The organism is Candidatus Cloacimonas sp. (genome assembly GCA_039680785.1).
Classification (GTDB): domain Bacteria; phylum Cloacimonadota; class Cloacimonadia; order Cloacimonadales; family Cloacimonadaceae; genus Cloacimonas.
Window position 1 is genome coordinate 15,354 of the sequence record JBDKSF010000096.1, and the last position, 23,423, is coordinate 38,776.

Below are 23,423 nucleotides of genomic sequence, written 5' to 3' on the forward strand. Positions count from 1 at the left end.
ATCTTATTTTACGATAAAAAGCATTGTCTTGGGAAACAGAGATAAGCAAATCTTGCTTTCCAGGGCAATCTTTTTATGACTTGTTGGGCTTTATGGAATTGGATAATGGAACCGCAAAATTCAAAATTCATTCCGATGCTAAAGGATATATCAGTAAAAAACATTACGAAATTTCCTATCCACTTTCTAAAATTTATCTGGCAGTCCGAAATCATCAGAACAATATGCTACTTTGGGATGAGATGAAATTTAGCTCAATAATATTGATAAAATGTCTTGTTTTGGTTTATAAATTGCAATTAAATAAAACAATTTGATATTAACTGAGGTTGACTATGAAACCATATCTCTATTTGTCTTTATTGATGATAGCTATTTTGATGTTACCAGTAGCGCTATATGCTAATGCAAACAGTGCAGATAATCCCTTTGAATTAACTCGCTCTGCCAACGATGAAATTAACATTCATTTTTCTTTGTCTGAGTGGGAAATTAAGCAGATTGACAACAGTGATCTTATCAAACAGATTAAGATGTCAGACACTCCTTATTTATTCATTGATGAGAAAGAAACATTACCTGTATTTTCTACGATGGTAGCGATTCCTGATAGGGGAGGGGTTAATTTATTTGTATCAGATCCTGCCAAAATTTCTATAGATCAATTTATTGCTGATTTTGACGAGCAACTATCTTCCGAAAGACAACAGGGTAGATTAGCTGAAGGTTTGTATCCAGTCAATAATGTTGTTATATCACAACCTCAGATTCTGCGTGACTTCAGAGTAGTAAGCATCAATGTTTATCCTTTTCAATATGACCAGAAGAATCATAACCTTCTTGTAACACAAGATCTGGATATCAAGCTTACTTTTGATAATCGTTCATCTGTAAATGAGCTAATGTCAAGCCCAATATCCATTTCCGAGAGTTTTGACAGTATTTACCAGGGTTTGATCTTAAATTATGATTCGGTAATGCAAACACGAGAAATCAGCTATCGAAATCCTATTCTGTTAGTTATATATGGTAACTACTCAGATACCACTTATCAAGCTAAAATCAATAATTATGTTTACTGGAAAAAGCAAAGGGGCTTTATCGTAAATGCCGTTAGTACCAGTGTTACAGGATCTACAAGCACCAGCATAAAAAATTATATACAAACAGCATACAATAATATTGCTACGCGTCCGGACTATATTGTTTTAATAGGTGATACGGATGGGACGATTACTGTGCCTACATTTAGTAGTTATGTTGATTATCAATATACCTGGCTTTCCGGGGGAGATAGTTTAGGCGATGTTATGATCGGGAGAATTTCGGTTTCAACTACTGCACAACTGGATGTTATACTTGCCAAAATACTCTCTTTGGAAAAAAATATTGGTCAGCATTCTACGGACTGGTTAGATAGAATGGTTTTAGTAGGGGACAGCAGTTCATCTGGAATATCTACCATATATACTAACAGATTCATCCATGACATATCCTATGAAGTTAATCCAGCATATACTTACACTGAACAATATGGTTCTCCCAGTTCTACCTCAATTAACAATGCCATCAATCAAGGTGTTGCCTTTTATAACTATCGTGGTTATATAGGAATGAGTGGTTGGCCCAGCACAATGTCTTCATTGTTTAATTCCTACAAGCTATTTCATGCTGTCTTTATTACTTGTAACACTGGTAGCTTTGGTGGAGGCAATGCAACTACGGAAGATATTATCAGATATGGCTCATCTGCATCTTTGGGAGGAGCTGTAACTGCCATCGGGATGGCTACATCCAGTACACACACTCCTATGAACAATTGTTTAACGGTGGGTATTTTTCACGGAATATTTGGATTGGGAATGCGAGATATGTCTTCCGCATTACTTTATTCAAAACTATACCTAAATTTAATTTATGGAGTTAGTCATCCTACCCAGGCACAAAATTTTGCTGCTTATTGTAATTTGATGGGTGATCCCACGGCGATGGTTTATATAGGAACTCCTAATAGTTTTGCTGTGTCAGCGCCTACAACTATTCCTTCTGGCTCAACCGATGTTAGAATTAATGTAAAATCAAATGATGGAATAAGCGTTGAAGGTGCCTTTGTAACTTTAACTACAACCTCCGGTGTGCAGTTAAAAGGAATAACCGATTCAAATGGTTATGTAAGCATTTCCTTGCCAGCAGGGTTAGCTCAAAATCTTGATTTAACAGTTACTAAGAATGATTTTATCGCCTATTCAAGCACAATTAATGTAAATACAAACGGTGGTGTTGTGTTTGACAGTATTATTGTTGACGATACAATAGTTGGTAATGGCGATGAAATAATAAATCCAGGTGAAGAAGCAAATTTATATATATTTTTAAAGAATACAAGTGCATCTACACTATTTGTCAATGGACGAGTTAGTTCCGATGATCCTTATATCAATTTAATAGAATTTGACCGCATAGAATTTGGTGATATTAGCCCCATAGGTTTAGTTACGAATACTACTCCCATTGTCTTTTCGATTTCTCCTAACTGCCCTGATCAACATACCATCAATTTACTTTTAACTGCTGAAGGAACAGGGTATATTTGGTCAATGAATATTCCTATAATGGTTCGGGGCGGAAAACTACAGATGCAGAATTATAACTTTGTAGGTTTAACTGGAAATATCGTTACTCCGGGAGTTACCTGTCCATTCACATTATCGGTTAAAAATACGGGTTTAATTGCTCTGCCAAATGTTTCTGGCAGATTGAGATCGCTTAGCAATTATTTTGTAATACAGGATTCCATTGGGTATTACGGGACGCTAAATCCTAATGCTATTGCTACTAATAACAATGACAGTTTTAACATTATGGTTAGAAACACCAGCGTTGTAGGGATGGTTATTCCGTTAATTCTTACCTTATCATCTACAAACGGTTATTCGGAAGAGATTCACTTTACCGTAAACATTGGAACTACCACCGTTCATGATCCTTTGGGCCAAGATGCTTATGGTTATTTTATTTATGATGTAACTGACATTGGCTATGCCTTATGTCCTACTTATCAGTGGATACCGATAGCTCCTACCGAAGGAGGAAGTGGGACTTTGCTTTCTTTCACTGATCCGGGAAATTCTTCTGATGAAGGAGATGCTACCAATGCCATCGCCATTCAAACAGTTACTTTACCTTTTCCCTTCCAATTTTATGGCAGACAATATACTCAGGCATCAATTTGTTCCAATGGTTTTATTGCTTTTGGTCAGACCTTAGATGGGGACTGGCGAAATTGGCGTTTACCGGGTGCTGGCGGACCTAATCCTATGATAGCTGTTTTTTGGGATGATCTTCAATTTGGAACAGGCAGCGGAATTTATACATATTACAATTCTGCTCAGCACTATTATGTAGTTGAGTGGTATAATATAGTTAGCGGTTATAACAGTTCCAGTTTAGAGACCTTTGAGGCAATTTTATACGATCCGATTTATTATCCTACCAATACTAACGACGGACAGATCAAATTACAATACAAAATCTTCAATAATATAGATCAAGGGAGTGGAGATACCTATCCCCATGGCAATTATTGCACGATCGGAATCAAAAATCATTTGGGAACTGACGGATTGGAATATACTTTCAATAATACTTATCCAACTGCGGCAAGTCCTTTAAGTAGTGAAAAAGCATTATTTATAAGCACTCCTGGCATAATTTCCGGCTTACCACATCTGAATATTGCCGAGACAACAGTCATTGATCCTAATGCTAATAATAATCTTGAACCAGGAGAAACAGCTGATCTGCAAATTCAGCTAACCAACAACGGACTTACTGATGCAGAAAATGTTACTGCCGTGCTTACCTGTTCCGATCCTTATGTAACTTTAAATGTAAATACTGCCAATTATGGAAACATTGCAGGAGAATCACTGGGTATCCCTCAAACCAATTTTAACCTTAGTATTTCGCCATCTTGCCCAGGCAATCATACTATCAACTTCACAATATCCATTACCGGAAGTGGGCAGAACTGGATTTATACTTTTACTTTAGGAGTTTATACTCCAGTTTTGAGTATGGGCACTTATACTATACTTGATTTTAGTGGAGACAACGATGGCACTCTTGATCCGGGTGAAACAGTAAATCTTGCTGTTCAGCTTCTCAATACAGGAGCAGTAGCAAGTCCATCTGGTTCAGCAAATATTACTACTTCTGGGGGATCAATAACGATAACAACAGGGTCTGTTCAATTTGCTCCTATTGCCGGAAATGGAAGTTCAGAGCTCATTTTTACTCTTAGCGCCGGTATTTCGGTTCCTATAGGAACTTTGGCAACTCTGAATTTTTATGCTACGGCTGGAAGTTATAATCTTTCCTCAACAATTTCTTTGGAAATTGGAGCGCCGTTACCTGTAATTATCGGCACCGGAACAGGTCAACAAAGTTATCCAATAGACCGCTATTATAACTATTCAGCCCATGAAGCAATTTATCTGGCAAGTGAAATCGGGATGCCGGGTATGATAAAATCAATTGCTTACTATAAAGCTTCTGGAGCTGATACCAACCCAATTGATAATGTAACAATCTATATGAAACTCACTTCCAGTAATTCTTTAAGCACGGGAAATTATGATTTAAACGGATATACATTAGTTTATAGCGGTTCTTTTCCTAATAATGCTGTTTCGGGTTGGATGGAAGTTAATCTTAATCCGATGTTCTTTTTTGATGGAGTGAATAATCTTTCTATCTTATGTATAAAAGGATTTCAATCGTGGATAAGTAATTATCCTTATTGGACTTATACAAATACTACTGCAAATAGGGCAAGGCAAAATCGCAGTGATAGTGCATCACCCACTAATCTTTCTTCTACTACTAATTTACCTAATTTAAGAATGAAAATGTTTATTGATGACAATATAGTATTCCCTCCAACGGCTTTAAGCGCAACTCCCGGAAATGGATTAGTAACTCTTTCCTGGCAAGCACCCGTAATTGGAAATGTAAGTGGCTATAAAATATATCGTAATGATGCTTTTTATGCGAATGTAGAAAATGCTTGTATTTTTTATGATGTCAATGTGGTCAATAATACTACCTATTCTTATTATTTAACCACTGTTTCCGGAGATAATGAATCAAGCCCTACCCAAACGGTGCAAGCGACACCTTCCAATATTACTTCCACGCAAGTAATTTTAGGCGTCGGAACAGGTTTTACGGACAATACAACTGCTTGTCCCGTAAATATATATAATCCAAGCTTACATGGCCAATCAGTTTATACTGCAGCAGAATTGAATGCCGCTGGAATATATGGTCCCATTCCAATCTTACAAATCGGTTTTTATATATCCGGTTTACCTTCCTATCCATTGCCCAATTTTTTGATTCGGATGAAACATACGGCTACAACTAATGTCTCTTCTTGGCAATCTGCCACAGGAATGTCAATTGTTTATGCCAATACATCTTATATGCCAACTGAAGTCGGTTGGAATATGTTAACTCTTTCCACTCCCTTTCAGTGGAACGGAACGGATAATATTGTTGTGGATACAGCTTTTGGAGTAGCCAGTTTATATGTTTCTTCGGGAACAGTTCGCTATACTACTGTTGATAATGGATATAGATATTGCAGAAGCTATAGCAATGATCAGACCAATGTTTTTTCCGGCGGTTTCGTCATAAGTAGCAGACCCGATCTTAAAATCACTGTTTCTGCTCCACCCCAAAATCCAAACATAGCAGTAAATCCTTCTCAACTCGATTTTGGCACCGTAGAAATTGGTAGTTCAGCAACTTTGCCTTTTACGGTTCAAAATACTGGCAATTATTTGCTGGCAGGTTATTTTACCGTTCCTGAAGGTTATCTTGTTAGTTTTAATAACCCTACAAACTCATCTATTTGGGAACAGCATAGAATTGATGAACGAGATAATGTTAGCTTTACCATTGAGCCGGGAAATACTTTAAATTTCAGCGTTACTTTTACTCCTACAATTCCAGCATCCTATAATGGTAATTTAACCATAACCAGTAATGCGGAAAATAGTCATATATTTAGCATAGAGATTAGCGGAAGTGGTTCTTATCCATCATTGGCAACGCCCACAGTAAACATTATTCAAGGAACGGATAATATTATTCTACAATGGAATACTGTTCCCAATGCCAATAGTTATCAGGTCTATAGAAGTGATAGTCCAACTGGTGTCTTTACTTTAATTGGCACTACTTCTCAGCTACAATTCAGTGATGTAACTGCCACCAAAGCATTTTATTATATCAAAGCAAGTTCGCAACTTCCAGTTCTAAAAGATAACCCATAACTTTCATAACCAATCAAAAATAACTGCTTTAAGATGTAACGAGCTTATTCTCTAATTATTTGTTCCATAGAGGATTATCTAATAATCCTCTAACACTTCCGTAACACTGCTGTTACTTCGTTACTGGATTGCTACTCAGTTGTTACTGAGTTATAAGATAGTTTTGCAACCGAAGGTTAATAGCGAACCAGCAAAAAGTTAATGCAAAAGGAGTCAGAACTTTGGTAAGTTCCAACTCCTTTTAATGTGAACGGTCAGATATTTAGAGCGGAAATCACTTCTTTTTATATTGGTGGTTTTCCACTCATCTTCATCGTCATTTTATTTGCTAATAAGCTTTAATAGTGAAGGTCTCTAATTCCTTCTTTCATTTTCGCCAAATTATCTTTTACAGAAGATTGCATATTCGGATCATCAATCTTTTCCACTTCTTTATCAATCAATTCAAAACCCGCTTTTTTAGTTTTTTCGCTGGAGTAATCATATAAATATTCTGCAAAAGTGAGTAACGCATTGGGAGTGCAGAATTTTTTGACAAAGCCAGGGATGGCAAATTCCATAAAATGCTCTCCAGTTCTGCCTGCTCTGTAACATGAAGTGCAAAAAGAAGGAATATAGCCACCGGTGGCAAGTTCATAAATTACATCATCAAGAGTGCGTGTATCACCCAAGACAAATTGACTTTTGTGTTTGGAATCTTCGTCTTTATGTGCATAATCGCCAACTCCAATGCTGCTGCCCGCATCAATTTGTGAAATTCCATAGCGTAAAACCTCATCTCTAATTGCAATTGGCTCTCTGGCCGTAAGAATCATTCCTGTATAAGGAACGCTTAAACGAAGCGATGCTATGAGAAGTTTAAAATCATCGTCGGAAACTCTGAAGGGTGGGTGTTGAGTAAAATCCGTTCCAATAGCCGGCTCTATCCGCGGGAAAGAGATAGTATGAGGACCCACTCCAAAACGTTCTTCCAGATGAATGGTATGATAAAGCAAACCCATAACTTCAAAATGCCAATCGTAAAGCCCCATCAAAGCTCCGATTCCCAAATCGTCAATTCCGGCTTGCATAGCTCTATCCAAACTATCCAGTCGCCATAAAAAGTTACTTTTAGGACCGCGAGGATGCAGTTTTTTGTATGATTCTTCGTGGTATGTCTCCTGGAAAATCTGATATGTTCCAATGCCAACTGATTTGACAGTTCTAAAACCTTCAATATCTAAAGGTGCGGCGTTAATATTTACGCGACGGATTTCGCCTTTGTTGTGTTTTACATTATAAACGGTCTGAACCGTCTCAGCAATAAATTCAGGAGAATATTTAGGATGTTCTCCGTAAACCATAATCAAACGTTTGTGTCCGTTATCTTCCAATGATTCGGTTTCTGCAATAAGATCTTCTTTACTTAATGTAGCCCGGTTGCATTCTTTATTGGAAATGCGAAACCCACAATAAACACAATCGTTTATACATTCATTGCCCACATATAAAGGTGCAAAAAGAACAATGCGATTGCCATAAATTCTTTCTTTTAGGGTGTGAGCTCCTTCCAAAATTTGCAATTTTAATTCTGGATCGGTAACATTGATCAAAGCAGCCGTTTCATCTGGATTTAATCTATTCTTAGCCAATGATTTATCTATGATGTCTCGGATGCGAATGGTGTCGGCAAAACGGTTTTTTTGCAAATGCGTTTCAATTTCGCTGGTAGGAATAAAGGACTTTACGCCTTCTGTGTTAATGTTCATTTTTATCTCCTTTTTCAATTTTCAGGGTTGTAACTTGGACTTTAACAGATTTAATTTGTCCTAATTTTCCGGAAAATGCTCCCAATTCTGCAAGTGGTAGAGCTACAATCAAAAAGATTACCGCTACTCCTAAATCTCGCATTGGATAGCCAACTCGCAATAAAATATGCTGAGCATAGTTGTGTAACAATTCATTTACAGGAAGAAAAGCACTTTCTCTGTCTTCCATAATGATAGTGAGAATGTGATGTCTCTCTTGCATAATAAATATCCTTTTGCGTGAGAGGGTAAAAAAGAGGCATAACAAGAAGGTTCTTATTTAGCCCTTGATGCCAGAACTTATCTCTCATCGCAGGTCTGTTTTTTAAACAAAATAATGGGTTTGTCTTTTTTGGCAAGAAAAATTTTAAATATAGAGGTATCTGATAGTCAAAAAAAAGGTATTGTGGCAAGTTCCTACTACATTTGATGTCTAAAAGAAGTGCAGAATCGTTGAGGTATGCTGTCTCTATATTTATCAAAATGATCTATCAAATGTGCATCGCTACCCAAAGAAAAAAGATCTCCACCCATTTCCAGATACAATTCTAAAATATGGTTTTCTGGAAGATAGGAAGGATATCCTCTGCGCAATGAACTGTAATTGATTTCCAGAGCTATTTTGCGATCAATCATAGTTCTAAATATGTCTTTTATGACAGGATAATGAATGCTTTCCTCCGGAATTGACTGATAACAACGCTTATACACTCCCAAATGAGCTAAAACCGTTATGTCACAATTGGTCACTAATGCTAAATTTTGCCTATAATAGTCGTTAACTTGTTCTTTAGTAAGTGGATGCTTCAAAGGTAGGGCTACATTAGTTTGATCTTTTAAAAAATGCACCGAGCCGAGAATCAAATCAAAATGGTAACCCTCTATTAAAGAGAGTGCATATTCCTTAACACGCTGATAATCACCAATTTCTATGCCACAAAGTAAAGTAACTTCTGAAGTGCTATCCTGTAATATCTTTATTCTTTCCATATAGCGCTTTAGTGATGGAGCTCCGTATTGCTTAATTTCAATTGGAAGTAAATCCAGATGCTCAGTAATAGCTATTTCATCATATTGTAATTGAATAGCTTTGGTAATTAAATCAACTGCTTTAATAGAACTATCGTAACTATCTTCAGTATGAATATGATAATCGTATTTCATTCAACTAAAATAGCTGCTCCCAAGGCAGCTGTAATTTCTGGTATAGGTGGTGTAACTATTTGATATGTAAGTGATTCACTTAAACATTTTGCCATATCTTCATTCAAAGCGACTCCTCCCGTAAAAACAACTGGCGGCTCCCAAATTAAAGATGACATTTGACCCAAAATTCGTTTTGCAATGCTGCGATGAACAGAACGAGCTATATTTTCTGGTGCAATTGCCGAAGAAAGCATACCAATAATTTCTGATTCTGCAAAAACTACACAGGTGGAATTTAGTTTAATTTCACAAGTGGATTTTGCCGCCAAGGAAGAAAGTTCAGAAATAGGACAACCCAGGCGTAAAGAAGTCATTTCCAGAAAGCGTCCGGTTCCTGCTGCACATTTATCGTTCATTACAAAATCAGTTATTTTTCTGCTTTCATTCAAAGTTATAATTTTGGAATCTTGGCCTCCGATATCGATGATTGTATTGGCATTAGGAAAATAAAATAAACAACCGGCGGTATGACAGCTAATTTCAGAATGGATGGAATTTGCCTCTTTATATAGTTTGCGTCCGTAACCTGTTACGCCAATTAAAGATATATCGTTTTTACTTATTCCTAAAGTCGAAAATGCTTTATCGAGAAGTGAGTGAACTCCATCTAAAACAAAAATATCAGTTGTCTGATAAGCATTAAATTCTATATTTTTGTTATCAGTGTTGTAGATAACAATTTTCGTGTTGCGTGAGCCGATATCGATACCAAGTTTAAGCATTTTACAATAAAATATAAGTAAATTGGTTTTCTGGCAGCAACCACTTTTTAGCTATTTGCCATATTAACTGGCTATCTACTTTCCTAATTCGTTCTTCTCTGGTAAGATAATATTCTGGTTCATATCCCAAAGCTGCCAGATTGGAAATTGTGGAAGCCGTGTAAGAAACGCTTTCGTTTTCAAAACGATTCATTCCAATTAAATATTGTTTGGCATTTTTAAGTTCATCTTCTGTTACGCCATTTTCAACTACGGAGGACAAAATATTTTGCATCAAAATTAGGCAATTTTGATAATCTGCTTTATCACAAAAAGCAAAAGCATTCCAAAATCCCAGTTCATTTAAAGATTGAAAATCAAACCCAGTTTGATAAGCATATCCATATTGTTCTCTTAAAAGATCAAAAAAGCGCGAAGATATGTCGCCCCCCAAAATTTGGGCTAAAACATAAAAAGCTGTATTTTCGTCTCTATTAGTAGCAGGTGAAGCAAATCCCCCAATATAAATAATGGCTTGGTCTGTTTTACGGTATTTCTTTTTGAAATGAACAGGGGAAGGAGCATACACAGGTTGTGAAGTTAGAGAAGGAGAAACAAATTTTCTTCCTCCCAAGTTCTCCTCGCATAATTCCCATATTTCATTTACTGAATAGTTTCCGGCAATACAAAGACAGAAATCTTTTGCTATATTCCATTTAGAATACCAATCTTGAAGATTTGCCAATCGGATGGAACGAATCTGAGTGGATGTTCCCGTTGATCTAAAAAGATTACTGTTATTGCCTACTAACATTTTATACCAGTTTAGATAAGCGTAACTAACAGGATAATCATTATCGCGTCGAATATCATCCAAAGCCACGGAAGTTAATAAAGAAAGATAGCTTCTATCAAAATTAGGGAAATAGAGCAACTCAGCCAGCAACGAAAGTGCCTTATTCAGATTTTTGTTTAGACACTTTCCTCTGAATGTAGTTGAATCCAAATGATGCATTAAACGGATGTTCAATCCATTATCGCGAGAATATTGTAATAAGTCCTGATGACTATGTTTTTGGGTTTGATACAGTAACAAGGAAGAACAGAAAAAATTATTACCTACAGAATGAGGAGATTCACATACTTGACTGATAGGCGTGGACAATGAATAACCGCTTATGTTTTTATGCTTAAGCTGTTTAAAAAGAACTTGCATACCATTGGAAAGAAATATCTGATAATAATCGTCATCAATCCTATTTATTTCAGTTGGTTTTTTGCTGCCTTCCATATTCAAAGGCAAAAAGTTTAGCTCTGAAGAATCATTCTTAACGGAATCGGATAGGGAATATGCGTTGGAAATAAAATCTTTGATGAGATTGGCTTTTGTCGCTGTTTCTTTTATTTCAGAAGGTCCTTCCACATAAACTGCAATGCCTTCCGGAAGCCAATATTTATGAATGGCCGCCATAACATTTTCCATTGTTGTGGAATTGATTTCTTCGCCATATTTTTGTAAACGATTTAGGTCTCCGGTAAACTTTTCCATAGCTACGAGGTTGGCAAGATTTTCCATACCTTCAAAACTATAGAACCACCCGTAGATAATGTCTTTTTTAATCAGTTCCATTTCTGCCAGTGGTATTCCGTTGTTCATTAAATTGGAATATTCTTCCCTGAAAATGTCCAGTATTGTAGGTATATAATTTTCGGAAATGGGAGTAAAAGTTATCACCGAAATCCCGGAAAAGAATCCGCACAAAGAATTTACTTTTACACTGGAACATATTTTTTCTTCTTCCACAAGCCGTTTAAATAGACGCGATGATTTTCCAATTGCCAGATAGCGCATAGCAACTAATAAAGCATTGGCGCAAGGATGTTTTTCACTCAATTCTGGTAAAGCAATGGCAAGTGTGTCACCGCTTACTTGTTTTTTTCGAAAGAAATAACGAAAACCATTTAATTCTGGCTCAATGTCAGAAAGATAGGGAAGAGGGTTATCGGTATTTTGCCAATCGCCAAAATAGTCCTCAATATATGTCTTTAGTTCCTTTTCCTGAAAGTCGCCGCAAATAATTAGAAACGCATTAAGAGGAATGTATCTCTTTTCATAAAACTGATAGAGTGATTCAAAGCTTGCATTATGAATACTTTCGGGATTTCCTAATACAGGGTATTGGAGTGGGCTTTTAAGATAATAACTCTTTTGAATATATTCCAAGAAGTCCGATTCTGGTTCATTCTGGTATTGTTTTATTTCCTCCAGAATAATCTCTTTTTCTTTTTCAGCATCTTCATTATTAAATGTGCTGTGAAAAGCAAGCTGAGAAAGGATATGCAATCCCTCCTTGATTTGTTCGGCAGGAATATTCAAATAATAACAGGTGCAATCGTAATCTGTATAAGCATTCAGCATTCCACCCAATCCAGAAGTATAAAAAGAAATACCATTGTTGGGAAAATCCCGGGTGGATTTGAAACTCAAGTGTTCGATAAAATGCGAATAACCTCTCTGCTGATTATTTTCCAGAGCTGAACCAGTTCGAATGTATAGTTGAATGCAGAGAACAGGATTGGAATTATCTTTAACGGAGATAATTTCCATACCGTTATTCATCTTTTGGCAGATTGGGATTGGAAATTCATAATCTCCGGAGATGATTTTTTGTATCATACTATCTATATTCTGCTTATAAGGGCATACGCATCGTGTGCATGGATGGATTCAAAATTTTGCGCTTCTACATAAAATCCCGTTATTCTATCATCCTTGTTTAATGCCAAGGTTATTTCTCGCACTACATCCTCTACAAATTTGGGGTTATTATATGCCTTTTCGGTAACATATTTTTCATCGGAGCGTTTCAATAAAGGGAAAATTTCGCAACTGGAATGTTTTTCAGCGAGCTGGATCAGTTCCTCCAGCCAAACAAATTCCCGATAACGCACTTTGATGAAAATTTCTGACCTTTGATTATGTGCTCCGGAAACACTGATTGCCTTGGAACAGGGACATAAAGTTGTAACCGGCACTTTTACGCCAATCCAAAGTTCAAAATTTTCATTGTAAGAAGCGTTAAAAAAACAATCATAACTCAATAGGGAGGAGACCTTGGAAACAGGAGCCGTTTTTTTCATAAAAAAAGGAAACATAATATCCACATAAGCAGCATCTGCTTTCAAACTCATTTTCATATCGCTCAGAAAAGAATCCAGCTTATCAATAAAGACATCGGTATGATACCGATTCAAAATTTCCAGAAAACGGCTCATATGAGTTCCACGCCTATGTTGAGGAAGTTCCACATAAATATTTAGATCGGCAATGCTATGTTGAATGCCATTTTCTCGATCCTGAACTATTATCGGATAGCGAATGCCTTTTACGCCAACTTTATCAATGGTTATTGAACGATTATCGGTTTGGGATTGAATATCAGGTATGTTCATATTTTCTCGTTCAAATCCCTTTCCAACATACCAGGTGTTTTAATTGATGTTAAAGAATCACCTTTACTGAAATATATTATTGCCTCACAGTCCTTTTTGCCCTTAAGAGAATCCAAAGCTTTCTCCGGAGGCAATAAAAATAAAGCTGTAGAAAGACCGTCCGACCATGCGGCAGAAGGAGATAAAACAGTTACCGACTGCACATTTTTTACTGGATAACCGGTAAATGGATCTAAAATATGATGATAGCGAGTGCCGTTGTATTCAAAAAATTGCTGATAATCTCCCGAAGTTGAAATACTTAGATTCAATACTTTGAAACTGGCGATAAAATCATCCGTCTTGCGAGGATGTTGAATATAAACAATTTGCGGTTTTTTGTAACCGAAGAAGATCATCGAACTTCTACAGTTAATGTATCCATCATCCAATTTCAAAGTTTGCATATAATCCTTTGCTTTATCCAGTATATAACCTTTGGCAATAGAGCCAAAAGTAAGCTGCATTCCTACTGGCTTATATAAATTTTTTTGATTATACCGAATTTTGCTGAAATCTACTTTGGCGAGTGTTTTCTTTACTAACATCGAATCGGGTGGAACCGGATTTTCCACATTAAAACCCCATAAATCCCACACCGGTTTTATCGTGGGATCAAAAGTTCCGTCAGTCATTTTATATAAACTATCGGCAATTGTAAGTAAATTATAGATGTCGGCATCCATAGCAAAGACAGTATGAGTGGAATCTGCATTTATTTTGCCCAAATAGCTGTCGGGATTAAATTCATTCAGTTTGCTTTCCAGATTATGAATGTAGTTAAACACTTTATCAATTTGATGACCAACATTTTTACTCTGCGAAGTGGCAGATATTTCTACTATCGTATCCATCAAATATTGACTTTTTAATTCAGTAAAAGACCTGGTTAAGTATTTATAAGCGCCAAATCCAATTACTAAAATCAGGATTAGAAGTGATATAATTTCTCTCCGATTCATAATGAATGCCTCACAAACGATAGTTCAAAAGTTCAAAATCAATCAATTTACGCGTATAATCCCTTAACGCAAAAAAGGAGAATGTTAAAATTAGAGCTTCCGGAATTAACAACAGCCAGAAAAACAAAAGACCAAGAACATTTAAAACTGCTAAGACCAAAGCAAGCAAATAGATATTCCAACGCACATCCTGTAAATGCTGATAGGATTTTTTTATTGCTTTACCAGGGCTTAAGTTCAATTCTTCCATCAAAACTAAAGAGGGTAAAGAAATGGCAACCCAATAGTTAGCTAAAACAAGCCAGACCAGATGCAAAATTGGTCCCGAAGGAAATTCTGGTAGTCCAAAACAGATGATATAGATAAGGCAAAAATAAATGGCATTGATAAGAGTCCATAAGAAATAACGCGGATAACTGTGTAGAGCCGTAAACATTTCAGACAGTTTAAGATGATATTCTTTATGCTTACAAATTGCCTCAAAAGAAATTAGCATAAAGGGAATGAAGACAGAAAAAGTAACTGCCTTAATTAGTAAGTTTAACAAAAATTGTCCGGTTGTATTACTTTCCAATACCACAATACTATTAAACAGCCAAATTAAAACTGCTACGGGAATTAAACCCAAAATTACAGCAAAAGCTGCACCCGGCATTGAAGCAGCCATTTGTTTCTTGAATGCTTTATATGTATCAGATAAAGATTTCATTGAATAAAGATCATTTTTGAGGACAGATGTATGTCTGCCGCATTGCATACACCATACATCGTGGATGGCAAGGTGGGCATTACAATATCTACAGCGCATTTATTCTCCTTTTATAATAGAATTAGCGAATTTCGAATCAGCACTTTAATGTAACCAAATCTTTTGCAGCATAGCAAAATATACTATTAGGTCTTGCATTTAGGCAAAAATATAATAACGCTACTTTTGTCAAGCATAGCTAACATTTACTCCATCCACAGGAAGGACATTTTAAGCATCCTTCAATATGTTCAATTGTATTTCCACAGTCCGGACAAAGTGCAAATCCATTACCTAACGGCTTATCCGAATCATTATAAGCATTTTCGGTTTGGTTTTCATTTTGCGCAAAATCACCATTAGTATATTGCCTTAAAAAATGTTCTAATGCCTGTCCAACGGCATCGCCGCAAGAAGTAATCATTTTCCCTTTATTCCACATAGGGGATTGACAACGAATTCCTTTCAGCTGCCTAATTATGGACTCAATCTCTATTTGAGATCGCAAAGCCAAAGAAACCATTCTTGCCAATGCTTCCAATTGGGCAGAAGCACATCCACCCACTTTTCCCATTTGAATAAAGACCTCACAGGCACCTTGAGCATCGGAATTTATGGTTACATACATATGGCCACATCCTGTTTCCACGCGCTGAGTTATCCCTTTGGTAATTTCAGGTCTGGTTCTGGGAGCAACCTTTTTTTCACTTTTTTCCGCTACCTCAGTTTGAGTTCCCTTACTTAGAACTTGAAATTCACGGCTTCCATCTCTGTAAACCGTAACTCCTTTACAATTAAGTTGATAGGCAAGTTCATAAGCACTTCTGATATCATCCACCGTAGCTGAATTTGGAAAATTAATGGTTTTGCTAACCGCATTATCAGTATATTGTTGAAAAGCTGCCTGCATTCTGATATGCCATTCGGGGCTAATATTATGGGCTGTCTGAAAAATCATTTTTTGCTCTTGCGGAATTTCATCTATATTATCAAGGGACCCCTCAGATAAAATCTTCTCCAGCAAATCCTCACTATATAATCCTTTATCTTCCAATTCCTTCTGCAAGTATTTGTTCACATAAATTAATTTTTCGCCATCCATCACATTCTTAACATAGGCAAGAGAAAATTGGGGCTCAATACCACTGGAAGTATCAGCAATCATACTAATTGTTCCCGTGGGAGCAATCGTAGTAAGAGTAGCATTCCGCAGACCTTTTTGCTTAATTTCTTCTTTTAGGAAATCCCAATTTTGCTCCATTTTTTCGCGCTTGAACATACCGTGGGCATAAATACTTTCGGAAAAATTAGGAAAAGCACCTTTTACCTGTGCCAGCTGCATAGACCTTTCTTTGGCAGAGAAATCTATAAATTCCATAATTTTAGCGCCCAGAGCTACCGCAGATTCACTCGCATAAGGTATTTTCAGCTGAAACAACAAATCTGCCCAACCCATAACTCCCAGTCCAATTTTCCGGTTTGCTTTGGACATTGCATCAATTTGAGGTAGGGGAAATCGGGAAACATCAATTACTGCATCCAGAAAATCAACGCTATCATAAACCACTTTCTTTAATTTATCCCAGTTTAACTCGTTGTCTTTTATCAGCAATGCCAGATTTATAGAGCCCAAATTACATGCTTCATAAGGTAGTAATGGCTGTTCTCCACAAGGGTTTGTTGATTCTATTTTTCCTAAAGACGGAGTAGGATTAGCATTATTAATTCTATCCAAAAAAACAATTCCGGGTTCACCGTTTTTATGCGCCATTTGCACAATCAGGGAAAAAACATCACGCGCTTTTAATTTGGCGCATACTTCATTTGTATGAGGAGAAATCAGATTATATTCATCATCATTGGCAACCGCCTGCATAAAATCTTCAGTAATGCCTACGCTGATGTTAAAATTGGTTAGTTCCGCAGGATTTTCTTTGCAAGTGATAAAATCCAATATTTGCGGATGATCCACATTTAAAATCGCCATATTTGCCCCTCTTCTGGTTCCACCTTGTTTTACAGCATCAGTAGCAGCGTTAAAAACCTTCAAAAAAGAAAGCGGTCCACTGGAAACACCATTAGTAGAACGAACCCGGGCATTGGCTTCTCTTAAACGACTGAAAGAAAAACCAGTTCCACCTCCGCTTTTATGAATTAAAGCAGCATCTTTTACAGTTTCAAAAATACTTTCCATACTGTCTTCAATAGGTAACACAAAACAAGCGGCGAGTTGTTGTAAATCACTTCCGGCATTCATTAAAGTGGGGGAATTGGGTAAGAAATATCCTGAATCCATCAAATCGTAAAACCGTTTGGTTTTTTCTTCATCACCCTGTGCAAGATTGGAGGCAACCCGTGTAAGCATTTTATCCCAGTCCTCAATCAAATTGCCTTTATCATCTTTGTGGAAATATCTTTTTTCCAATACTTTCAGTGCATTTTCCGATAATTGCATTCTACCTTCCCTTATTTATTTAGCGCTAAAATTTGTCTTGCTTGTTCCGGAGTGGCAAGAGGGCGTCCAATTTCCTCTGCAATTCTGGCTAAACGACCTATCAATTGAGCATTGGACTCCGCTATAATTCCCTTATGATAAAAGATATTATCTTCAAATCCACACCGAATATGACCGCCTGTAACCATCGCTATTAAAGAGGTTGGTATATGCCATTTACCGATTCCGGCAACAGCCCAAGTTGCTGTAGGTATTTCTTCTTTCAAATGTTCCATCATATACATCAAATTTTTGGGTTTACCACTCATTCCACCCGGGACGCCAAGAACGAATTGTATGTGTAAAGGACTGTGAGTTATGATTCCTTTTTTAATCAATCTGGCAATAGAATCTATCATTCCGGATTCATAAACCTCAATTTCAGGAATTACATTATATTCTTTGAATGCTTCTGCCAAGCGAATTATATCGGCGGGATGATTGACGAAGATATCGTCTCCAAAATTCAATGTTCCGGCATTAAGAGTGCCCATATCCGGTTTTAAAGATAAAGGAGCAAGGCGTTTTTCAAATTGTTCGCCAACGGCACCTCCCGTACTGATTTGAATGATCATTTCAGGAACTTCTTTCCGAATGGCAGAAATCGCTTCTTGAAATCGCTCCAAACGCTGAGAAGGTCTGCCGTCATCTTCTCTGATATGTAAGTGAATAACCCGTGCTCCTGCCTCAAAACAATTTTTTGCCTCCCTTGCTTGTTCTTCGGGTGTAATAGGTAAATTGGGTTGATCCCGGCGAGTTGTTTCAGCACCGGTGATAGCAGCAGTTAAAATTAAGGGTTCCATAATAATACCTCTATATATTTAATTCTTTTTATCATATATTATATTCTATTTCTCTGTCTTTCATAATGTTGTATATGCAAATTACATAAAACACAGCATATAGTTAATTTTGTAAGGAGATTACAGTAAATCCGCACTAATTGGAAAGAGTCCTGTTCATTTAAGCGTCCCTGCTCATAGCTCGTATGTAACCGGTATCTATCTCGTAACCATCCCGTATCGGAATATGGGATGGTTAGCGTAAGCTCTCCAGCTGCATAAGGTTGGATAGTAGGCATAAAGAAAGCTGATGTTACTGGCTTTTGCATTAATAAAGATTCCGCCAGCAAATAAGATGCAGGGAGATAAGAAACCACTGGCATTGTTATCATTATTGGTAACTCACTGGGAATCAATCTTTAAACCAGCTCTCAAAAAGCCGGACTCTGGTTAAATTGCCGAAATTAGCATCAAGAATGCGTGCTGCAATCTGGGCAAATTTATTTTCATTGTCGCTAACATAAAAAGTGTCCGTTCCTTTTTGCCCATCATTATCTACGCGCAAATAACGCGTTAAGTATTCAGTTATTGCCATTGCGCTATCTACTAAAGTAACATCCTCTCCCATAATTTTTTGTATCGTTTTGGAGAGTAAAGGATAATGTGTGCAACCCAAAACAAGGGTATCAACTCCTTGATTTTTCATATCTGCCAGATATATGCTGGCAACTTTTTCCGTAACAGGATGATCAATCCAACCTTCTTCTACCAAAGGAACAAACAAAGGACAGGCAGCTGAAACTATATAGGCGTCTGGAATTAGTTTCAAAATTGCTTTCGGATAAGCTTTGCTCATTATCGTTCCTTCCGTTCCAATTATTCCAATACATTTATTTTTGGTAGTTTTAACTGCTTGTTCCGCGCCGGGTTCAATAACGCCAATAATGGGAATATCGGTTAATTTTTGTAATGCCGGTATGGCTACAGCGGAGGATGTATTGCAGGCAATAACTAAAATTTTGATGCCTTGTTGCAATAAAAAACGAGCATTCTGTAGCGAATATTCTATGATATTATTAGGTGATTTGGGACCATAAGGAACTCTGGCAGTGTCTCCAAAATAAATCAGATCTTCTTCTGGAAAATTATTACGAATGGCTTTATAAACAGTTAAGCCACCAACTCCGGAATCAAAAAGACCGATTGCTTTTTTCATTTATCTCCTCTTACTTTATACCCATATTTTGATTGAGACCGATTGGACTTTTTTATTTCTGTGGACTTGGTTGAAGAAGGGTAATTTTTAGCGGAAGAATACTTTACTCTGCCGCGGGGCTTATGGTTTTCAGATGTTTTAGGTGAGAATGATATGCTTTGCTTACTCGCAATATTATGCTGCAGAGTTTTGTTGATAGGCAGAAGATAAACATCATCGGCAACATTGGAAATCTCAACTTGCATAGTATCCAGCAACTGATAATAGTTATGTGTTATGTAATTTACATAGCGCATTTCTTGTTCTCTAAATTCCCAATTCTTCTCTCCCAAATCAATTCTGGCGATAATTCCCGTGATGGGAATTTCTTCTAACTGGATAACTAATCCCCTGGAATTGGCAGAAATAACCATTCCTTTATATATTTCTCCTTCGTGCTTTTTCATAAAAGCCCGACTGTAAATTCTTTCTATGTCGCGTTCTGACTGATCTGCTTGCAATTCTTGTTCGGAAGCAACTTCAGCATAATGTTTTAATTGGGTGAGTGAAAACGCTTGCTTACTGCTGTGAATTAAATATGTTTTGCATAAATGATGAATGACTAAATCGCAAAGACGACGGATTGGACTGGTGAAATGAGTATAGTCATCTAAAGCCAAACCAAAATGATGGATGTGTTCTGTGCTGTATTTTGCTTTTTTCATACTTCTTAAAACAATACGGTCAAAAACCTTGTGATAGGCAGGATTGGGTAATGAATTTAATAAATACTGGAGTGATTTATTTAAATTTTCATACATAACCCACTTAACTCCATAATAGGAAAGCAAATCAATCAGCCATTGCAATTTATTATAATCAGGATCTTCATGAATACGATAAAGTGTTGCCGGAGCAAGCTGTGAAAGGCGTTTTGCCACATATTCATTAGCTATTAACATAAAATTTTCGATCAATTTATGGCTTTCGGTTTCCTCTGCCAAAGATAAACGCCGCACAAAACCGTTTTCATCGTAATCATATTCAATTTCTGGCAAATCGAAAAAGAGATATCCTGCCTCCACTCTTATTTCAGTTAGAATGCGGGAAAGATTTCTTGCTTCAAATAGAATATCTTGCAATTCCGGTGGCAAATCCGATTCTTGATTGTTAAAAAGAACATCCACTTCGTCATAATTAAGCCGGGCATTACTGCAAATAATGCTTTCATAGATACTTTGCTCCAAAATGTGTCCTTTCGAATCAAATTCCGTTTGCACGGTTAAACAAAGTTTCTGTTCTTCAGGCCTTAAACTGCAGATTAAATTGGAAATGCGCTCAGGTAACATTGGAATAACTTTCTTAGGAAAATAAAAACTGTTACCGCGTTTAACTGCCTCTTGAAAAATGGCTCCCTCCACAGGTAAATAATGTGCTACATCTGCAATATGAACATAAAGACGCCAACCTATGTCCGTTTTTTCAAGAGAAATAGCATCGTCAAAATCCTTGGCGGAGATTGGATCAATGGTAAAAGTATATAAATCAGTAAGATCTCGCCGATTTTTATGATCTTTTAAGTTAATTGTGTCAGAAAGCTGTTCTGTAGCATTGATCACCTCTTCAGGAAATTCTAAAGGTAAATTGTATTGGCGGATAACGGCTAATAGTTCAACTTCTGGATCTCCTGATTTTCCTAAAACTTCTATAACTTTGCCTACAGGTAACTTACCCGTTTTCGGATTACCCCAATTGGTTATTTGTAAAATTACCTTGTCTCCATCGTGGGCATTTGCCGTATCTGAAACATAGAACCATTTATGTATTTTAGGATTACTGCAAACAAATGTCCAATTATCTTTAACTAATGATAGGTCTCCTGCTAACTTGTCTGAACTTCTTTCAACTATTTTTCGGATAATGGCATAATTCTGATGACCCTTTCTATACTTGAGTTCAAAGTCAACAACATCATTATGAAAAGCATTTAAAGTATCTTCTTCGTTAATATAATAGTCCTTCTCAGGAGTTCGGACAAAGGCATAGGAAAAATTTCTGGATAAAGGTGTGGCATCGAAAATGCCTTGTAACAGTTTTGGATTGGAAGTGGGGGAGGGCTGCTCAGATGATTGCATCTCTTTTAAGCGAAATTTTCTTTGTGCTTTTACTAAAATGCCTTCCTCTCTCATTTCGTTAAGAATATTGCTAAGTTCGGCTTTCTCTGCTCTATTACAATGTAGTAGATTAACTATCTCATTGTAAGATAATCCATTAGATTGAATTTTGGAGATTTCATCTAATATTGCTTGTTTGAACTCATTCTTATTTAAAGTGTTCATTAATATTTCTTCCCAATTTTTTGTGTTAAAATAGCAATTAATTGTTCTCTTTCTTGCTTATCAGCAGAAAAGCGTAAAGACATACCCCTAAAAGGATCTAACCGACGCGGCATTTTAAAAGTGGAAAGCATAATTCCTCTTTTATCTTCGTAAAAACAACCAAAATCAGTATAGGGACGGGTCACACTAATTATAAGATAACGCACATGAATTCTATCTTCAAATAGTTCATACTCCGTTATAATGAAATAGGGTAGAAGGTTACCTAAAACTAATATCATTCCTAAAAAGTAGTAAAATGGCTGTTGCCAACCCGTCACCGTAATTCTGTAAAGCAGAACAGAAAGTAAAATTAAGAAAACAACCAGAATCAAAGAAGCCCAGGGGCGTTCAATAAATGGCCAGGATTTCCATTTTAGCATTGGTTCAGGCAACATTTTGGATTATCTCCCGACATTTTTCAATTTCTTCCTTAAGCGTTAAGATCAACGGAAAACTTTTGGAAGTAGAGAATTTGGAACCCATAGTATTTGCTTCCCGTTGCATTTCTTGAATGATGAAATTGAGGGTTTTTCCTATATCACCCGTTTCTTGTAAAGTGTTTTGAAAAGTTGTAATATGAGCTCTCAAGCGAGATATTTCCTCATTGATGTCATATTTATCTACATAAATGGCTGTCTCTTGCATTATGCGTTGCTCCAGATTTTCAATACTATATTCTCCTAATAACTCTTCAATGTGTTTATGCATATTTTGAAACAGTTCTTTTTTGTAGGGCTCGCATAAAGTGGATATTTCAGCAATAATCTTATCCATCTTTTGTAGCGAGGCAAATAAAACATCTTTTATTTGGCATCCTTCTTTGCTGAGTGATTCGTTAATTTTTTGCAAGGCAAGATTAAGCGCTTCTTTTATAATATCAGCTAAAAGAACATCATCAGCCAAACGATCTTCACTGGCAATAACTCCTGGTTCTTGCAATAAAAATTCTATGGGTATTATCTCGTCACTGGCTAAAAGAGTTATTGCTTGTATAGCTAATTCATTGTATTTTAATAGTTTCGTTCTATCTAAATATAATCTTGGCTCTCTATGATCATTGTAATATAATTTGATCTCAATCGTCCCACGCGAAAGGATTTTTTCGGCTTGATGTCTAATTGTGGCTTCCAAAAAACTTAATTCTCTCGGGAGGGAATAACGAATGTCCAAAAAACGACCATTTATGGATTTTATTTCAATATCAATATCAATGCCCTCTCTAAAAATATGAGCATTTCCGTAACCTGTCATACTTTTCATTTTTTCTCCTAACTATATTTTGAAAACAATGTTCTTACTGGATAAGTTACTTATCAATCTGAAGAATGCAAGCG

Annotated in this window: 17 protein-coding genes; 2 read left to right on the forward strand and 15 right to left on the reverse strand. The window is 36.6% G+C overall.

Going from position 1 to position 23,423, the window contains the following annotated elements; all coding sequences use genetic code 11:
* The first annotated feature begins 92 nt into the window (after window positions 1-92).
* Window positions 93-317: a hypothetical protein gene (locus ABFC98_06945; protein MEN6445765.1), complete on the forward strand. Its 225-nt coding sequence runs from the start codon at window positions 93-95 to the stop codon at window positions 315-317.
* Between the two features lie 18 nt (window positions 318-335).
* On the forward strand, window positions 336-6,341 hold the full coding sequence (locus ABFC98_06950) for a C25 family cysteine peptidase (protein MEN6445766.1): 6,006 nt from the start codon (window positions 336-338) through the stop codon (window positions 6,339-6,341).
* 338 nt (window positions 6,342-6,679) lie between these two features.
* Here the strand turns inward: ABFC98_06950 and hydG are convergent, their stop codons facing one another.
* The 15 genes from hydG to ABFC98_07025 all read right to left on the reverse strand — a co-directional run bounded on the left by hydG (window position 6,680) and on the right by ABFC98_07025 (window position 23,349).
* Window positions 6,680-8,089 (reverse strand): [FeFe] hydrogenase H-cluster radical SAM maturase HydG, encoded by a 1,410-nt coding sequence (gene hydG / locus ABFC98_06955; GenBank protein MEN6445767.1) that lies wholly within the window; start codon window positions 8,087-8,089, stop codon window positions 6,680-6,682.
* Complete coding sequence (locus tag ABFC98_06960) at window positions 8,079-8,351, reverse strand: TM1266 family iron-only hydrogenase system putative regulator (protein ID MEN6445768.1); 273 nt, start codon at window positions 8,349-8,351, stop codon at window positions 8,079-8,081. Before ABFC98_06960 ends, hydG begins: the two co-directional genes overlap by 11 nt.
* Before the next feature lie 197 nt (window positions 8,352-8,548).
* Window positions 8,549-9,292 (reverse strand): histidinol-phosphatase HisJ family protein, encoded by a 744-nt coding sequence (locus ABFC98_06965; GenBank protein MEN6445769.1) that lies wholly within the window; start codon window positions 9,290-9,292, stop codon window positions 8,549-8,551.
* Entirely contained in the window at window positions 9,289-10,056 is a 768-nt protein-coding gene (locus tag ABFC98_06970) for an acyl-CoA dehydratase activase (GenBank protein ID MEN6445770.1), read from the reverse strand. Before ABFC98_06970 ends, ABFC98_06965 begins: the two co-directional genes overlap by 4 nt.
* A gap of 1 nt (window position 10,057) precedes the next feature.
* Complete coding sequence (locus ABFC98_06975; protein MEN6445771.1) at window positions 10,058-12,712, reverse strand: pitrilysin family protein; 2,655 nt, start codon at window positions 12,710-12,712, stop codon at window positions 10,058-10,060.
* 5 nt (window positions 12,713-12,717) lie between these two features.
* A complete protein-coding gene (gene folE2 / locus ABFC98_06980; protein MEN6445772.1) occupies window positions 12,718-13,488 on the reverse strand; it encodes a GTP cyclohydrolase FolE2 in 771 nt (256 codons plus the stop codon).
* The gene (locus tag ABFC98_06985) at window positions 13,485-14,489 is read right to left on the reverse strand and encodes an FAD:protein FMN transferase (protein ID MEN6445773.1); all 1,005 of its coding nucleotides are present in this window, start codon (window positions 14,487-14,489) and stop codon (window positions 13,485-13,487) included. Before ABFC98_06985 ends, folE2 begins: the two co-directional genes overlap by 4 nt.
* Before the next feature lie 10 nt (window positions 14,490-14,499).
* Complete coding sequence (locus ABFC98_06990) at window positions 14,500-15,297, reverse strand: hypothetical protein (GenBank protein MEN6445774.1); 798 nt, start codon at window positions 15,295-15,297, stop codon at window positions 14,500-14,502.
* Window positions 15,298-15,436: 139 nt separating this feature from the next.
* Entirely contained in the window at window positions 15,437-17,692 is a 2,256-nt protein-coding gene (locus tag ABFC98_06995; protein ID MEN6445775.1) for a vitamin B12-dependent ribonucleotide reductase, read from the reverse strand.
* A gap of 11 nt (window positions 17,693-17,703) precedes the next feature.
* A complete protein-coding gene (locus tag ABFC98_07000; protein MEN6445776.1) occupies window positions 17,704-18,534 on the reverse strand; it encodes a 3-keto-5-aminohexanoate cleavage protein in 831 nt (276 codons plus the stop codon).
* A 38-nt stretch (window positions 18,535-18,572) separates the two neighbouring features.
* Window positions 18,573-18,896 (reverse strand): hypothetical protein, encoded by a 324-nt coding sequence (locus tag ABFC98_07005; GenBank protein MEN6445777.1) that lies wholly within the window; start codon window positions 18,894-18,896, stop codon window positions 18,573-18,575.
* Between the two features lie 29 nt (window positions 18,897-18,925).
* The gene (gene murI / locus ABFC98_07010; GenBank protein MEN6445778.1) at window positions 18,926-19,729 is read right to left on the reverse strand and encodes a glutamate racemase; all 804 of its coding nucleotides are present in this window, start codon (window positions 19,727-19,729) and stop codon (window positions 18,926-18,928) included.
* The gene (locus tag ABFC98_07015; protein ID MEN6445779.1) at window positions 19,726-22,047 is read right to left on the reverse strand and encodes a VacB/RNase II family 3'-5' exoribonuclease; all 2,322 of its coding nucleotides are present in this window, start codon (window positions 22,045-22,047) and stop codon (window positions 19,726-19,728) included. Before ABFC98_07015 ends, murI begins: the two co-directional genes overlap by 4 nt.
* A complete protein-coding gene (locus tag ABFC98_07020) occupies window positions 22,047-22,484 on the reverse strand; it encodes a hypothetical protein (protein MEN6445780.1) in 438 nt (145 codons plus the stop codon). Before ABFC98_07020 ends, ABFC98_07015 begins: the two co-directional genes overlap by 1 nt.
* Window positions 22,474-23,349, reverse strand: coding sequence for a YicC/YloC family endoribonuclease (locus ABFC98_07025; GenBank protein ID MEN6445781.1), 876 nt, complete (start codon window positions 23,347-23,349; stop codon window positions 22,474-22,476). Before ABFC98_07025 ends, ABFC98_07020 begins: the two co-directional genes overlap by 11 nt.
* Window positions 23,350-23,423: the final 74 nt, after the last annotated feature.